At 66.6% G+C, this 16,084-nt stretch carries 13 protein-coding genes; 6 read left to right on the forward strand and 7 right to left on the reverse strand.

What is annotated here, in order from left to right; all coding sequences use genetic code 11:
* Positions 1-120: 120 nt before the first annotated feature.
* Genes NDN01_RS14665 through NDN01_RS14675 form a run of 3 tightly spaced genes read right to left on the reverse strand, consistent with a single transcriptional unit; the run spans position 121 to position 6,571 of the window.
* Positions 121-4,275: a translocation/assembly module TamB domain-containing protein gene (locus tag NDN01_RS14665; RefSeq protein WP_272622357.1), complete on the reverse strand. Its 4,155-nt coding sequence runs from the start codon at positions 4,273-4,275 to the stop codon at positions 121-123.
* Entirely contained in the window at positions 4,272-6,305 is a 2,034-nt protein-coding gene (locus tag NDN01_RS14670) for an autotransporter assembly complex protein TamA (RefSeq protein ID WP_443025124.1), read from the reverse strand. Before NDN01_RS14670 ends, NDN01_RS14665 begins: the two co-directional genes overlap by 4 nt.
* A gap of 53 nt (positions 6,306-6,358) precedes the next feature.
* The gene (locus NDN01_RS14675) at positions 6,359-6,571 is read right to left on the reverse strand and encodes a hypothetical protein (RefSeq protein WP_272622361.1); all 213 of its coding nucleotides are present in this window, start codon (positions 6,569-6,571) and stop codon (positions 6,359-6,361) included.
* A gap of 166 nt (positions 6,572-6,737) precedes the next feature.
* Here NDN01_RS14675 and NDN01_RS14680 point away from each other — a divergent pair, with 166 nt between their 5' ends.
* On the forward strand, positions 6,738-6,917 hold the full coding sequence (locus NDN01_RS14680) for a hypothetical protein (RefSeq protein ID WP_272622363.1): 180 nt from the start codon (positions 6,738-6,740) through the stop codon (positions 6,915-6,917).
* Positions 6,918-6,962: 45 nt separating this feature from the next.
* Here NDN01_RS14680 and NDN01_RS14685 read toward each other — a convergent pair whose 3' ends face one another.
* On the reverse strand, positions 6,963-7,598 hold the full coding sequence (locus NDN01_RS14685) for a S24 family peptidase (RefSeq protein ID WP_272622365.1): 636 nt from the start codon (positions 7,596-7,598) through the stop codon (positions 6,963-6,965).
* Between the two features lie 136 nt (positions 7,599-7,734).
* On the opposite strand from NDN01_RS14685, the gene NDN01_RS14690 reads away from it, so the two are divergent.
* Complete coding sequence (locus NDN01_RS14690) at positions 7,735-7,869, forward strand: hypothetical protein (RefSeq protein WP_443025125.1); 135 nt, start codon at positions 7,735-7,737, stop codon at positions 7,867-7,869.
* Positions 7,866-8,177 carry a hypothetical protein gene (locus NDN01_RS14695; RefSeq protein ID WP_272622370.1) on the forward strand — a complete coding sequence of 104 codons (312 nt, stop codon included), beginning with the start codon at positions 7,866-7,868 and terminating at the stop codon, positions 8,175-8,177. The genes NDN01_RS14690 and NDN01_RS14695 overlap by 4 nt, the downstream gene beginning before the upstream one ends.
* Before the next feature lie 3 nt (positions 8,178-8,180).
* On the opposite strand, the gene NDN01_RS14700 is transcribed toward NDN01_RS14695, so the two are convergent.
* Positions 8,181-9,380: a hypothetical protein gene (locus tag NDN01_RS14700; protein WP_272622372.1), complete on the reverse strand. Its 1,200-nt coding sequence runs from the start codon at positions 9,378-9,380 to the stop codon at positions 8,181-8,183.
* Positions 9,350-10,591, reverse strand: coding sequence for a TIGR04063 family PEP-CTERM/XrtA system glycosyltransferase (locus tag NDN01_RS14705; RefSeq protein WP_272622374.1), 1,242 nt, complete (start codon positions 10,589-10,591; stop codon positions 9,350-9,352). The genes NDN01_RS14700 and NDN01_RS14705 overlap by 31 nt, the downstream gene beginning before the upstream one ends.
* A gap of 102 nt (positions 10,592-10,693) precedes the next feature.
* Here NDN01_RS14705 and NDN01_RS14710 point away from each other — a divergent pair, with 102 nt between their 5' ends.
* Complete coding sequence (locus NDN01_RS14710; RefSeq protein ID WP_272622376.1) at positions 10,694-10,855, forward strand: hypothetical protein; 162 nt, start codon at positions 10,694-10,696, stop codon at positions 10,853-10,855.
* On the forward strand, positions 10,848-12,215 hold the full coding sequence (locus NDN01_RS14715) for a putative O-glycosylation ligase, exosortase A system-associated (protein WP_272622378.1): 1,368 nt from the start codon (positions 10,848-10,850) through the stop codon (positions 12,213-12,215). The genes NDN01_RS14710 and NDN01_RS14715 overlap by 8 nt, the downstream gene beginning before the upstream one ends.
* Positions 12,216-13,976: 1,761 nt before the next feature.
* Here the strand turns inward: NDN01_RS14715 and NDN01_RS14720 are convergent.
* A complete protein-coding gene (locus tag NDN01_RS14720) occupies positions 13,977-14,984 on the reverse strand; it encodes a right-handed parallel beta-helix repeat-containing protein (protein ID WP_272622380.1) in 1,008 nt (335 codons plus the stop codon).
* A gap of 98 nt (positions 14,985-15,082) precedes the next feature.
* Between NDN01_RS14720 and NDN01_RS14725 the strand changes: the two genes are divergently transcribed.
* Positions 15,083-16,084 (forward strand): DNA topoisomerase IB, encoded by a 1,002-nt coding sequence (locus NDN01_RS14725; RefSeq protein ID WP_272622382.1) that lies wholly within the window; start codon positions 15,083-15,085, stop codon positions 16,082-16,084.

Consider the following 16,084-nt stretch of genomic DNA (forward strand, 5'->3'; position numbering starts at 1 on the left):
TGCTCCCCGCAATGCCTCGTCGGGCGGGAAAACACCCCGACGTCCGGCCGATCGTCGCTGGATACCCTGATATCGGCGCCTTGTCGCCTCAATGTCAGCCGGTCGTGCGGAAACGCGCTCTCAATAATCTTTCGACACACGCAGATTCCCGCTCTGCCGGCCGAGCGTGGAAATGCTCGAAAGGACCGACAGCCAACGCGTCACCCGGAATTCGACCTGAGTCGCCGAATAGCCCGCGCCGTCAGTGATGATCTCCGCGAACAGCCGCCGGGTGATGTATTTGCCCGCCGCGACTGACGTGCCCGCGCCGGTCTGCGGATCGGCGGGCAGGATCCGCAGCCGGTCCAGCCCGGCCGCGCGGCGCACCACGTTGATCGGGTTGAGTCCACCGCTGCCGTCACGCAGCGCCGCGACCGCTGCCGCGAGTTGCAAGGCCTCGGGTGCTGAGAGGTTGGTGATCGAGGTGCCGAACAACAGGCGCGAGAGCAGTTCATCCTCGGGTAGCGCGGGGATGCTCGTGAAGCTGATCTCCGGTTTCTGCGCATTGCCGGTCACGCGGATGCTCGCGCTCAGCCCGGTCGAATCCGCATTGGCGGCAATGTCGAGCGACGGGTTGGCCGGCACCTCGCCCACGAAGAGGATACGCCCACGCTCAAGCTCGAACTGGCGGCCGGCGAACTCGTAGTCGCCATGGACCAGGTCTGCCCGGCCGTTGATCGCCGGATTGTCCGGCGCACCGCCAAGCTGGAGATCAGCCGACCATTCGCTGTTGAGACCGAGGCCGCTGACGATGAGCTGGTTCGCCGCATGTGCCTTGATCGCGAGCCGCCAGGGCTTGCGCGGCACCTCATCCTCTTCACCCCCACCCGGCAGGTTGATCTCGCGAATGTTGAGCTGCGGCACCGCGCTTGCCGCGCTGGCCCGACCGAGCCGGTAACGGCTCTTGTTAAGCACCAGATCGCCGGCGATCACCCCGCCCTGCCCGTCCGACCTGATCGTCAGCGGCCCGGTGACGGTCGCGCCGATATCATCGCGGTTGATCATCACCGCATTGTCGGCGCGGATCGCGAGATCGATGCCGAAACCGTTGGCGGCGGCGAGATCGAAGGTTCCGGTCCCGGTGACCCGCCCACCCTTGCCAGCATCCGCGGCGAACTTGTCGATCACCAGCCGCGACCCACCGAACCGCCCGGACGCCTGCACATTGGTGAGCACGGTGCCGGTCACGCCGCCTTCGATCCGGGCATTCTTCGCCTCGACCACGCCGCGAATCTGCGGATCGTCGACCCGTCCACCCAGATCAGCGGCGATAGCGATCGGTCCGGTCAGGTCGAACAATTCCATGCCGGTGAGTCGCCACAGGGTATCAGCCGGCCCGTCATAGCGAAGCTGCGCGAACAGCCCTGCCTTGGCGAGTTGGCTCGCCAGGTCTCCCGAGCCGGACAAAGTGAGCTGCGCCTGCGCCCGGCCCACCATCTTCCCGCCGCTCTTGGCGACGGCACGCGCCGCCGCCTTGCCCGGCTGGAGGATACCGGCGATTCCCACGTCGACCGGCTGCGACGACAGGATCAGCCCCGACCGGGTCAACCCGCGCACCGTCATGTCGACCCGGCCTGTCGGGGCTGCGCCATGGCCTTGCGCGAAGGAGAGCTTGCCCGACGCCGTTCCGCCAAGCCCGAGCCCGGGATAGCCGATGTCGAGGATCGACAGCGGCATGCGCGACAAGGTCGCGTCGACCGCGCTCGACGCTTCAGTGAACCGCCCGGCGAGCTGGGCCTCCCCGCCGGCAAAGCTGAGCCTGGTCGAGGCGAGCCGCCATCCGTCGCCGTCGCGGGTGAACACCGCGGGAGTCGCCAGGCGTAGCGGGCGGCGGTCGAGCGTGCCCTGGGCCGAGACGGCGAAGCTGTCGGGCGTCACCTGGGTGACCGTCTGGATGTCGAAGGCGCGGCCACGTGCACCGGCGATCGAGGCGCGGATCTCGCCCCGCCCGCCGCGGAGCGACGCATTGGCGGCGAACCGCCCGAGCGACAGGGTGCCGCGACGCAGCCCGTTGCCCGTCGCCGTCGCGTCGATTGAGGTGCCGACAGGATCGAGCAGCATGACCGCGTCGAGCCGACCGCGCCGGAGGGTGATAACGTCGTCAAGCCTGGCCGCGTCAGCTGCCAGATGCGCCTCGATCCGCTGGATCGTGCCCACCGGCCGGAACAGCAATTCGCCCGAAATGCCGCCACCTGCGATGGCGAGACGGCCTTCGAACCCGCCGGTCACGATCTGCAACGCTCCGTTCGCCCTGGTGCCGATGACGTCGAGCTCGTCGACCTGGATGGTGCCTTCGGCACCGGACGGCAACAGGATCTCGCCCTTGCCGTCGAACGGCCCGAGCCTCGACCCGCCCCGCGCGGTGAAGGCGAAACCGCGTGTGGTCGGATCGAGATGCGCGACAACATTGCTCAGCCCCATCGTTTCATTGGGCCGTTCGAACACCAGGTCGAGCGTCGGCCGCTCGATCTTGCCGTCGAGCTTCAGGGTGAGCGGACCATAGGTCGCCTGGGTGCCGCGGCCTTCGAAATGGAACGTGCCGTCGCGCCGGCGGATGCCGTTTCCGGCAAGGCGCAGCGACGGCGATGTCAGGACGAGGTTGTTGAGGTGGAGGATGCCGTCGGGCGTTCGTTCGAGCCCGGTCGTGATTTTCGGCAAGCCGTCCGTCAACGATCGGAAAAAGGCATTGTCGAGCCGCACTATCTGCGCCGTGCCAGTGCCGATTACCCGTGCGCCTCGCCCTGCCGGGCCCGGGACCACGCGAAGGATGGATCTGACGTCGACAATGCCGAGACCGGGGATAAGATAGCGGCCGAGCACGCCGTTGACGCCCACTTCGAACTTGCCGGTCACCAGGTCGAGCGTCAGGTTGATCCGACCGGTCAGCTTGTCCGACTTGACGCGGAGGTCGTCGCCGATGACGAGCTTGCTGGTAACGCGAAGCATCCCGTCGAGGCTGAGATTCCTGAGGATGCCACCGGCGACGTCGCCGATGCCCGTCACCCGCGCCGCGGTGAAGCGGATCGGCACCCTGATCGGGGACTTCGAAAAGGTGCCGGCGCCGCCGGCGCGCGCGACCTCGAACCCGGTATCGTCGAAGGCGAAGCGGTCGGCCTTCAGGCGATAGTCGAAATGCGCGGTGGCGAAGGCGCCGTCCAGGATCGCGCGGAGTTCGATTCCCCGACCACTCATGTTCGGGAACAGCGCCTTGGGCTGGAGCAGCCGGGCATGAAGGCGCAGGTTGCGGTACGCGCCCTGCCCGAGATCGACCGTTCCCACCGTATCGATCGCAAGCGCGGCGGAACGCAGGGTGAGGGTTCCGTCAAGCCGCCGGTCGGCAAGGGTCGCGGCGCCGCTGACGGCGATGCGCGGTGTCGTCAGCCGCTGCAACTTGCCCTTGGCGAGCGGCGCCGGAGTAAGGGTGCCGGTCAGCGCGTAGGTGCCCGAGCGGTTGTTCAGCGCGAGATCCACTAGTCGTACCCGACCGACATCCGCGCGCGCCATGCCCTTCCACATGGCCCAGGTTCCGTCGCCGGCGATATCGATCGCGATCGGGCGGGCAAAACCGGCGAGCTTCGCCAGCACGCCGTTCGCCGTGCCCCGGGCATGAACGCCGACATCGAATTTGTTGCGATCCGGCTCGGCATCCAGCTTCAGCGCAAGCGTGTCGCTACCCTCCACCGTGGCCGAAAGATCGACCAGCGCGCGGCCGGCATGGATATCTGCGCGTCCGGCCAAGCGGCCGGTCCGCGCCACGCCCGTGATCTTCGGGGAAACCGCCAGCCGGTCGACGCGCAATTCACCGATGCGGATGTCGAACCCCGGCAGCAACGGCCCTCCCTTGCCGGTGCGGATCGTCTGCGGAAGTTTCGCCAGCGTCGCACGCGGAATGACCAGGCTGCGGATATGCAGCCTGTTGTCGAGCCAGGCGAAGGGCACCCAGCTCAGGTCGGCACGCGGCGCGTAGAAGATCAGGCCCTTGGGGTCGGAAATACGGACGTCGACCAGCCTCGCCCGGGAAAAGAGCGATCCCTCGATCCGCCCGACGCTGAAGCGCAGGCCATTGGACGGCCGCAGCCCCGCGATCTGGTCCGCCACCCAGCGATGGCCGATGCTGGTGTCGAGGATAGCCAGCGCCGCCCCCAGCAGAGCGACGATTCCGAGAATTCCGCCAGCCAGCCAGCGCCACCAGCGCCGGCGCGGCCGGGCTGCAGGCGGAGTCGCTTCCTCGCTCAAAACGCCTGCCCCAGAGAAACATAGACCGCGACGCGCGAATCCCCGGGCTGACGGTTGATCGGCGTACCCACATCGATGCGGATTGGCCCGAAGCTTGAATAATAGCGTAGGCCGATGCCGGTGCCGAAGCGGAACTGGGTGAATTTGGGCAGCGGCGTGGTGTAGATATTGCCGCCGTCGAGGAACGGCACCACGCCGAAATTGCCGAACGCCTTCACCCGCGCCTCGATCGAGAATTCAGTCAGGCTCCGCCCGCCGATCGGATCGTTGTTGGGATCGCGCGGGCCGATACTCTGATAGCTGTAGCCGCGCACCGAAGCGCCGCCGCCGGCATAGAAACGTCGCGACGGCGCGATCGCGTCTCGCGGCGCGCCTGCGATCGTGCCCAGCCGGATTCGCCCCGCCATCACCACGCTCGGCGTGACTGACTGATAGGCGCTTGCGTCGACCTGCATCCGCGCATAGCCGAACGCCGAGCCCTCGAGCGAGATTTCGGGCGACAGCCGCCCGCTCAGCCGGAATCCCTTGGTCGGATTGAGCAGGTCGTCGGATCCGTCATAGGACAGCGTCGTCGGCAGCGCCCCGATGAAGAAGGTCCGTCGCCGTGGCGCCCCGGTCGAGAGGATCACATCACGCTCGTCCGAGGCAGCCAGTTCGGCGCCGAGCGACCAGGTCCATTTCTTCTGGAAGAAGATATTGGTCTGCCGCTCCAGGCTGCCAGAGACCGAGAAGGTCCTCGCCTGATAAGCGTCGCGCGTCAGGTTGGACGCGACGATCTGGCCGGTCAGTACCCGGTCGCGACCCTCGAAATTGTTACGGCGGAACACGACGCTGGCCAGCTGCTCCTTGGTACCCAGCACACCGCGCAGGGTCAGCGCGCCTTCGGGCGGGAACAGGTTGCGATTCGTCCAGCTCACCTCGGCGCGCGCGCCTTCGCCGGTGCCGTAGCCGATTTCTCCCGCGATGGTGCGCGGGGGCGCGGGCGCGAGCGCGACATTGATATCGACGACATCGGGATCCGCGCTCTGGACCGGCTTGATCTCGACGGTCGAGACAAGGCTGGTCTGGATCAGCGCGCGGCGAAGGTCGTCAAGCGAGGCGGCATTATAGGGCTCGCCCGGCCTGAATCGCGCGATCTCGAGGATGTGCTTCGCGTTGAACACCTTGTTGTCGGCCGCCGTGGTGACCGTGCCGAAGCGCTTCTCGCCACCCGGTTGTATCGTCATCGAGAGCGTCGCCGTGTGGGTCGCGTGATCGACCACGATCTCCGGCTCGCCCACATCGGCGAAGGGAAAGCCCTGCTCGCCGATCCTGGTGCGCAGCGACGCCTCGCCCGCGACCACCCGATCGGCATTGACCGTGTCCTGCGCTTTCAGTCCAAAGGCGTCGCGCAGCCCCTTTTCCTTGTCGCCGGCGGCTGCGACACCGGCAAGCGTCACTCCCTCGAACTTGTAGATCAGGCCCGGTTCGGCATCGAGCACGACCAGCGCCCGCCCGCCATTCTGCTCGACCCGGGTGGAGACCCGTGCGTCATAATAGCCCTCGGCACGGAGGAGCCCGACCAGCAGCGTCGAATCCTCCCGCGCGCGGCGGTCGAGTTGCGCGGCATTGGCCGGATCGCCTTCATGCGCCTTGAGCGTGGAAAGGCCCAGGAAACGCTGATGAAGCAGGGGGCTGGTAACGGCGTCGATACCGTCGACCCTGTAACTGTAGCGGGATTCCCCGGTCATCTCGACCGGCGCGGCGGGATCGACCGGCTCGGGCGGCATCGCGTCGAGATCCGGCCATTCCACGCCCAGCCCCGGCATGGGCGCCAGCGGCGACTGCGGATCGAGGCCCGAGGATGCGGCAGTAGATGGAGATAGGGCGGATGGAGATAGGGGAGACGGAGACAATGGAGACGGGGTTAACGGAAGCAGTGGCCCGGTCGCCGCTCCGCCCTCCTGCGCATCGGCGCAGGGAACGGACCAGATGAAAAGACCCGCGGCGGCGCACCGAAGCGCGGCTCGCCGACCGACCGAAAGCAACATTCGCCCGGTCTAGCCGGTCAAATCCAGAAGTGACAGTGGCTTGGCGCGCGATCTCAGTGAACCGTGCCGATGGCGGTCTCAGCCGAAAGCAGCAGGATCAGCCGCTCGATCTGTCGCCAGCGGCAGAAATGGAGATAATTGCCGATGTCACGGCTCTCGTCAGCGCGCGCCGCCGCCTCGAGCCCGGCATCGTCGCCGAACATCGCGATCAGCGCGGTGGCATCGGCAACCTGGCCGCGGTCGGCGAGATACGGCAAATACGACATTGAGACTCCCCGGAATGGCCCGGGGAAAAGCCATCAAGTCACGTGCCACATCAGCAGAATCGCCAGCGCCCGCGGGGGCGAGTGGTAAACGCGCCTTCCGGGACAGCCCCACCGATCCCGTAGCGGGACGCTGGCGTCCTGCCGCGGGACATGGCAGAGGCCAGCCATGGCCAGCAAACCTCCCACTCGCACCCCGCTAGCCGGCGGCGTCCTGATCGCACTCGGCGCGATGGGCGGCGCCGTGACCGGTCTTTTCCTGTACGAACCGGTTCCGGGCTTCCTGATCGGTACCGGCATCGGCATCGCCCTGGCGGTCGCGATCTGGCTGCTCAACGTGCGGCGCTAGGCACCAGCGCAGCATCACCGGCAAGAGCACGCCGATACGGGACAATTAACGCAGCGCCCGTGACAGCCAGACGACGCGGCCGACCACCTCCACCTCCTCCGGCCCGCGCAACGGGATCGGCGGGAATGCCAGGTTGTCGCTCGTGACGGCGACACGGCCGCCGGTCTTCGCCACGCGCTTCACCATCAGAGCCCCGTCCAGGCGGATGACGAAGATGCCCCCGCGTGCCACGATCTGCCGGTCGCGTTCGTCGATCAGCATTCGGTCGCCATCCTCGATCGTCGGCGACATCGATTCGCCCTGGGCCCGCAGCACCGCGCTCTGATCTTCCCGCACGCCGAGCGAGGAGAGCAGCCGCGGATCGAACAGTTCGCCGCCCAGCAGCCGATCGTCCTCGGCAAGCCCGCCCGGCCCGGCCGAGGCAGCGACGTCAAGCCGGCGCACCTGCGCGACAGCCGGGATCGCTGGCCTCGAGGGCCCGCCCAGCAACGCCTCGTCCACGCGGAAATACCCGGCGAGCAGCTTGCGGTCGCGCTCCGCCAGCAGGCGCGGCGTGCCGCGTTTCACATATTGCTGGAGATAGGCCGGGTTGCGGTGAAGCATGCGCGACAGTGCCGCATAGCTCTCCCCGCTCGCCTCGACGAGACGGTCAAGAGCCGTGCGAGGATCGGGCACCTCCATTCCCGTTCCAATAGCATAGGAAAATTCCTAGACAAGTTGGAAATTACGGAACAGACAGTGAACACAATCAAGAGACTCGGAAAGGGCTGCGATGTCGGTGCTGGCAAAGATCGATCGGTATTTGAAGGAGACGGGAATGCCACCCACACGCTTCGGCCGCCTGTCGGTCAACGATCCGCGACTGGTGGGCGATCTGCGAAACGGACGCGAGCTAGGGCAGCGAGTCCGCGCGCGCGTCGAGGCATTCCTGACTCAAGGGCGCGACCGGTGAGCCGCGGTCCCGATGCCGCCACCCTGCTCGTCCGCAGCCTTGAGACCGACTCGCATCGCGCCGGCTGTCCGGCACGAGTGATGGAGTCGAACTGGACTCGCTGGGCGAGCGCGACCTTCTGCGGGGCACGGCACGAGCTGAGTCTCGACGCAGAGATGTCACCCGAACTCGACCTTTGGCTCGACGCGCTGCCTGAGGCGGACCTGCCGCTCCGAAGGCATCTCGTCGCCGATATCGTGGTTACTTCGGTACGCCGCGCGGAAGGTATCGCAACGATCGCGATCGAGGCGCTTACCGTGGAAGAATAAGCCTCAGCCGCGCGTGGCGAGGCGGCGCAGCGTGACCAGCGCCTCCTGCAGCGAATCCTCATTCTGCGGTGGCGCAGGCGGCATTATCGTCTCGCGACGCCCAACGCCACGCTCAAGCCGGTCAAGCAATGCGTGGATACTGGCGGACGGATCGGTCTCGACCCGTGCCGAGGCACGCGGTCGCGCCGGGGCGAAGGGACGTTCCTCCTCAACCGGCCGTTCGGGGCGAAGCGGGCGACTGGTCTTGAAGAATTGCGACGGCTCCCGCGCCGGGGTCGGCGCGAAGGCGGGCGTCGGCTCGGGCGCCACGATCGGCACCGGAGTATAGGCCGACTCGGGCTCGCGTGCCTCGGTCGGGGCAAATGCCGGCATGGGCTCAGGCGGCGCGATCGGCGCAGGCGCATAGACCGGCCCGGACGTCTGGATCGGTTCCGGTGCCTGGATCGGCTTGGCCACCGGCGGCGGGATGAGCGCTGGAGTCCGCTCAGGCTGCGCGACGGGTTCGGCCTCAGGCGTGAAGGCGGGAGCTGAAGTCGTGCTGCGAACCAGCGGCGTGAGCTCGAACGTCTCGAAGCGCTCGCCCGGATCGAACACCTGCTGCCGCGGCTTGCCCGGCAGCGGAGACGGTTGCGGAGACCAATCGACCGGCTCCTCGGGGATTGCATGGGGATCATAGGCCGCGAGGGGCATGTCCAGATTGGCGGGCAGATCGCGCTCGGCGAACGGCTCTTCCATCGACAGATCGTCGATCTCGTCCTCGCGCTCGTCGGCGCGCGCGTGGACCGGGCGTTGCGCGCGCACTTCGAGGAAGGGCGTGCCAAGCTCGCGATTGGCCGAGAGGGGCCGTCGCGCGGGTGCATCGGGATGGGCATCGGCACGGCGCAGCACCGGCGCTTTCCCGTCATCCGTCTCACCCGATTTCTGCACGACGATTGCCCGGTCGCCCAGCAGCAGGAACAGTCCGAACCAGGCGATCAGCGCGGTGCCGCCGCCGGCCGCCAGGATCAGCACCGCGCGCGCGGTCACACCAAGCGGCGGCGCCGCCGCGGGGATGACCGCGGCAAGGCCGCTGTCGATCACGAGATCCTCGAGCAGGCCGGTCGGGATCAGGGCGAAGGCGAGTGCGATAACGCCGCCGATCACCGCCGCGACAAGCGGCGCGACCGGCAGGTTCAGGCGTTGACGGCGGGTGGAGTCGACCATGCGTTACCGGATGGCATGGTTTTGGTAAGTTTTTGGTAAACGGGAGCATAACGACCGACATTTACGGACCAGTTTCGCTCCGTTTCGACAAAGGCCCGGCCGCGTTCACGACGTGCTTCCCAGACGTCGCGATCGGCGAGCAGGCCGGCGAGGCTCCGCGCCATCGCGTCAGGATCGCCGGGTGGGAACAGCGTGCCGGTCTCGCCATGGCGGATCAGCTCGCGGTGTCCGCCGACATCGGAGGCGGCGACGAGACGGCGCTGTGCCATCGCCTCAAGCGGCTTGAGCGGCGTGACGAGATCGGTCAGCCGCATGCGCTTGCGCGGATAGGCCAGCACATCGGTCAGGCTGTAATAGCGGTCGACCTCGCCGTGCGGCACGCGGCCGATGAAACGGATATGGCCGGAGACCGGCGATGCCGCCGCCTGCGCACGCAGCGCCTGCTCCATCGGTCCGCCGCCGACCATAAGCAGATGTGCCCTGGGGCGTGATGCGACCAGCATCGGCATCGCGGCGATCAGATCGTCCAACCCTTCGTAATCGTAGAAGCTGCCGATGAAACCAACGATCTCGGCGCCATCGAGTCCCAGCGAACGGGCAAGTTCGTGGTCATAGGGCAGAGGCGCGCCGAACATCTCCAGGTCGACGCCATTGGGCGAGACGAAGATCTTCGACTGGTCGATACCCCGAGCCACCAGATCGCGGCGCAGGCCCTCGCAGATCACCGCGACCGCGTCAGCCTTGCGCACTGCCCAGGTTTCCAGCGCGCGCGTGGCGCGATAGCGCAGCGATCCTTCGCGTCCGGTACCATTACCGACCGCAGCATCTTCCCAGAAAGCGCGAATCTCATAGACGAAAGGCAGCTTGCGCTTCTTCGCGACGCGCAGGCCGGCGACCGCGTCGAGCACCGGCGAATGGGCGTGAAGAATGTCCGGCCGGAAGGCATCGACCACCTCATCGATCCGCCGCGCGAAAGCGTCGATCTCGCGCAGCTCGCCGAACGGGCTCGGCAACCGGCGTGGCGCGACGGTGCGGAAGAAATCGATCCCGTCGACCGTCTCCTCCGCCATCTCGCTCTTGCCGTGACGCGGCCCGGTGACGGCGGCGACGTCCCAGCCACGCCGCATCTGGCTCTTGAGGATCGCGCGGGTACGGAACGTGTATCCGCTCTGCAGGGGCAGGCCATGGTCGAGGATATGGAGGATGCGCATGCCATTCTCCCTGCCACGCCACTGCTTAACGGAGCCTCAACCCGCGCCGGAGTAACCATCCCATGGTCCCCGGGATGGGCTGGGCAAAAAAAGGCGAAGGGCATGATCGACAATTTAGCGCTCGCCATCAGCCACGGCCTGATGCTGCTCGCCGCCTGGGTCCTGCTGCGCCGTCCCGATCTCGACAAGGAGCCCGATCCAGAGGATTCCACGCCGGCGCCCAAGGGCGTGACATCCAAGAGCGGGAACCGTCCGGGTGCGTGATCTCGTCTTCGTCGCCTTTCTTGCTGCGCTCTTCGCCGGCGGCTTTCGCAAGCCGTTCCTGTTCGTGCTGACCTATGTCTATATCGACATCGTCTCGCCGCAGCGACTGACCTACATGCTGCTCAATTCGGTGCCGATCTCGCTGATCGCGGTGGCATTGTGCGTGCTGTCCTGGATATTGGTCGACGACAAGAAGGACAGCCGGGTCGCGCCGCGCCAGTTCATGATCCTGCTGCTCCTGCTCTATTGCTACGTTACGACACTCAACGCCGATTTCCCGGTCGAGGCACGGGACAAATGGGACTGGGTCTGGAAGTCGCTTGCGTTCGCCGCCTTCCTGCCACTCACCCTGCGCACCCGGCTGCGGATCGAGGCGCTGTTGCTGTTCATGATCCTGGGCGCGTCGTCGATCATCATGGTCGGCGGGATCAAGACGCTTGCCAGCGGCGGGGGCTATGGCGAGCTCAACCTGATGGTCTCCAACAATAGCGGCCTTTACGAAGGCTCGATCATCTCGACGGTCGCGATCACGATCATTCCGCTGATCCTGTGGTTCTCGCGCTTCGGCACGATCTTTCCGCCCGACTGGAAGGTAAAGGTCTTCTGCTACGCGCTGGTCTTCGCCTGCCTGCTGATTCCGGTCGGCACCTCGGCCCGCACCGGGCTGCTCTGCATCGGCCTGTGCGCTGTGCTGCTGCTGCGCGATGCGCGGCGCAAGCTGCTGTATCTGGGGGTACTTGGCGCGATCGCTCTGGTCGCGGTCCCGTTCCTGCCCAGCGCCTTCACCGCGCGCATGGGAACGATCAAGACCTACAAGGCGGACGAATCCGCCTCGACTCGGGTCGCCGTGTGGAAATGGACCTGGGAGTACGCCAAGACCCATCCGTTCGGCGGGGGCTTCGAGACCTATCGCCAGAACGTGCTGCGCTACGACCTCGTCTCGGCGTCGGGTTCCGGCAGCAACGTCACGGTCGCGAGCAAGCTGACCACCGACAAGGCACGTGCCTATCACAGCTCCTATTTCGAGATGCTTGGCGAGCAAGGCTATCCCGGTCTCGCGCTGTGGCTAGCGATCAACCTGATCGGCATTTTCCGCATGGAGATATTGCGGCACCGTTATCGGCGCGCGCCGCCGGACCAGGCCTGGGTCGCGCCGCTGGCCAGCGCCCTGCAAAGTGGACATCTGATCTACCTGCTCGGCGCCGCCTTTGTCGGCATCGCGCTCAGCCCGTTCGTCTATATGCTGATCGGGGCGCAGATCGCGCTGGACACCTATCTGGCGCGCAAGCGCAGCGAGATGGTCTGGCGGCCCATGCGCGCCAGGCGTGCCACTGCCTCGCAAACCCCGGCAGCCATATGACGGCGGCTCCGCTCAACACCTGCGCCTCACATCCTTGCGAAAGATGAGATTCCGATGGCCGGATTGTTCCTAGTCCAGACGGCTGACCCTGATTTCGCCGATGCGGCGCTGGCCGGCGCGCGTGCGCAGTTCGCGCTGCACGGCTTCCGGATGGCGGGCGTGGAACGGCAACTGCCGGGCTGGCGATTGCTGCATCTGCCACATATCATCGGCGGCCCGGAGAACCTGCTCGCGCAGGGCGACGATCTCGTCGCGATTGCCGGCACCCTGACCTTCGACGGGCTGATGGGCGAAGCGGCGCTGCGCAAGCTGCTTGAATCGGCGGCGCTGCCGGCACTGGACTGGTCGCGCATCGGTGGCCATTTCGTCGCGTTCGTCCGCAAGGGCGGCCGCAACTTCCTGTTCACCGATTATTTCGCGGCCTTCCAGATTTTCCACGATCAGGGCCGAACGGTCTTCTCAACCTCGTTGCTGGCCGCAGCCAAGGCGCTGCCGCGACTGAGCTTCGATAGGCAGGGCATCTATGAATTCGCCTTCAATGTCGTGCCGATCGGCGACGACACGGTCTTTGCCGAACTCAAGACATTGGGGCCGCGCGAGATCATCGAACTGACGGAGCGGGGATGCGTGGCGCATGCCACGACCAAGCCGTTGCCGGGCCTGCTGCGCGACATGCCGCCGGAGGAACGGCTCCGCGACAACCGGGAACGCCTGGAGAACGTGATCGCCGCCCATGTCGGCCATTTCGGCGACCGGGTGCATTGCCCCCTGTCGGGCGGGCTCGATTCGCGCCTGTTGCTCGCGGCGCTGCGGGCGGCGGGGAGCCGCCCGGAGGTCTATGTCTATGGGCCGCCGGGCAGCCCGGACGTGGAGATCGCCCAGGCGATCGGCGCTGCCCAGGGCTTTCAGGTCCGCTGGACGGACAAGCATGCCGCCGATCTCGACCCTGCCGCGTTCGTCGAGCAGGTCGAGCGCAATTTCCATGAATTCGATGGACTGCCCAATTTCGGCAACATCTTCGACAATGGCGGCAATGCCATCGCGCGCGACGCGCGCCATGCCGGCGGCGGACTGGCCGCATCGGGCGGCTGCGGCGAGATCTATCGCGATTTCTTCTTCCTCCCGGATCGGCCGATCACCGCCACCACGGTCGCCAGCACGTTCTTCGCGCGCTTCATCCGGCGCGATGCGACCGCCTTGTTCGATCCGACCGAGTTCTTGCGCCGGATCAGCGACAAGATCCGCGACGCGCTCGAAATCCCCGGGGAGACTGGACCGATCCCGCGCGCGCAGGTCGAGCAGATCTATCCGCGGGTGCGGTGTCGCTCGCTGTTCGGGAGGGAGATCAGCATGGAGGCGCGCTATGGCGCCTATCTCATGCCATTCCTCGATCATCAGGTCGTCGCCGGCGCGATGGCGCTGCCGATGCGCCTCAAACAGGCGGGCCGCTTCGAAGCCCGGCTTCTCGCCGCGATCGACCCGGAACTGGCGCGCCAGCCCTCGGCCTATGGCCATGACTTTGCCGGTCCGCCCAGTCGCGCGCACCGCATGTCGGAATGGTCCTCCCGAATCCGTCCGGCATGGGTACGGCGCGAGAGCTACGGCATCCGGCGGCGCCTCCGCCCGATGTCGGACGAACATGGCGGCCTGCTCGGCCCGGCCTATATGAACCGGGTGCTCGACCCCGCCTTCCCGGCGATGCGGCGTTTCTTCCGGATGGACCAGATCACCGACAGCGGCCTGTGGCGGCGTATCGCGTGTCTAGAATATCTTGCCCATCACCTTGGCTCGCACCTTGTCGACGAGGCCGGCAGCGGCCGAAAGCTGCCCGCGCGACCCCACCGGCTCGATCCGGTCGGCGAGATCATTGTCGCGAACGACGATCCGGTCGCCGGACCAGTTGCCGACAAAGGTCGTGTTCCAGCTGAAGCCGGGCGAGAGCCGCGCGACATTGTGCTCCACGATCAATCCGGCTGAGCTGTTCTTGACGCCTTCGGGGGCGACGGTGATCATCGTCGAATGGTTTTCCTTGTCGGGACCGGCGACGAAGCTGTTGCCCGCAATCCGCCCGGTCGCGCCGTTCGACAGGTCGATCATGTAGTTGGTGGCGTGGCCCGCGCTGTCGTCGAAACTGTTGTCCAGGATCTCGACCCGAGGCGCGCGAATCTTGACATAATGGCCGCCGGTGCCGCGTTCGAAGCGCGACCGCGTGATCTTCACCGTGCCGAAGCCACCGATATAGACTGAATGAGCGCCGTGCCCGGTCGGGTCCTTGCCCAGCCCGGCAAAGGTCGAATGATCGATCGAGATGGTGCTGCCGGCGTCGTCGGCGGACAGGATGCCGCACTGATTGTCGACGAACATGGCGTTGGTGACGACGAGATCGCCTTTCTCGATCCGGATGCCCGCGCCGTTGCCGTCGTCGACCAGGACATGAGTGAAGACGATGCCGTCGACACGGGCCGAGGTGCCGCGCAGCACCAGCGTCGCCTTGCCCTCGCACACGCCGCGGTCGAACACCACGCTGCCCGGCACCTCGGCGACGAACGCCACCCGGCCCGCGTCCTGCACCGCGCACTGGTTGTAACGGCCCGGCGCGATGGTGATCGTGCCGTCAGCGCCCTTCAGCGCCGCCAGCGCCTCGTCGAGGCGGCCGAAGGACTGGCGTAGTTCCGTCACGGTGAACGGACCCCGGGCGGCAGCTTGCGGATATGCGGGGGCGGCAAGCGCGAACAGGCTCAGCGCGAGCAGGGAAACGGGACGGTGCATCGGTTTCTCCGGGGAAAAAGGCGTCGTCGAGGTTACTCCATGACCGATGACCGATCAGTTACCGGAACGAACGGGCGTCCTCGCGCATTTTTTGCCCCATGGCGAAGATCATCTATTGCGACGACAGCGAGCCCGGCATCACCCGCAGGAAGGTCCGGCATGGCTGGGGCTATTGGGATACGGAAGGCAAGCGCATCGCCGATCGCGAGGAGATCGACCGGCTGAACGCGGTCGGCCTGCCCCCGGCCTATCGCGACGCCTGGTATTGCCCGAAACCCAACGGCCACATCCAGGCGGTCGGCTGGGATGAGAAGGGGCGCAAGCAATATCGCTATCATCCCGAATTCCGCGAGGCGCAGGAATCCGCCAAATACGAACTGTGCGCGCCTTTCGGCCGTGCCCTGCCCAGATTGCGCGCCCGCGTTGACCAGGATTTGAAGCGCCGCGGACTCGACAAGGAGACCGCCGTCGCCGCCATCGTGCGGCTGCTCGATCTCGGCCATGTCCGCATCGGCAACGAAGGCTATGTGAAGGCGAACAAGAGCTTCGGCGCGACCACGCTCCGCAAGCGCCACGCCAATCTGCGCGGCAAGACGCTGAAGCTCCAGTACAAGGCGAAATCGGGCAAGCTGCGCGTGCTGACGATCACCGACGGATCGCTCAGCCGGTTCGTCAGGAAATGCCAGGACCTGCCCGGCCAGCACCTGTTCCGCTGGATCGACGCCGCGGGCGAGGCGCATCCAGTCACCTCGTCGGACGTCAACGCCTATATCCGCGAGGCGATGGGCGAGGATTATTCAGCCAAGCATTTCCGCACATGGGGGGCGAGCGTCCTCGCCTTCGAAACGCTGGCCGGCGCCCGTGGCGACATCAGCCTGAAGACGATGCTCGAACCCGTTACCGAGGCGCTGGGCAACACCCCCGCGATCGCCCGCAAATCCTATGTCCACCCTGCGCTGCTCGCCGCGGTGAAGGACGGGCAGGCAGCATTGCGCGGCAGGCCGCTGCCCCGTTCAACCCAGTATCTATCGCGCGCCGAACGCGGGCTGATCGATTTCCTAGAAAACCCTGGTGCCGCGGCGCCCGCCAAGGCAGCATAA

Source organism: Sphingomonas sp. QA11 (assembly GCF_028473665.1).
In the GTDB taxonomy this organism is placed as follows: Bacteria; Pseudomonadota; Alphaproteobacteria; order Sphingomonadales; family Sphingomonadaceae; genus Sphingomonas; species Sphingomonas phytovorans.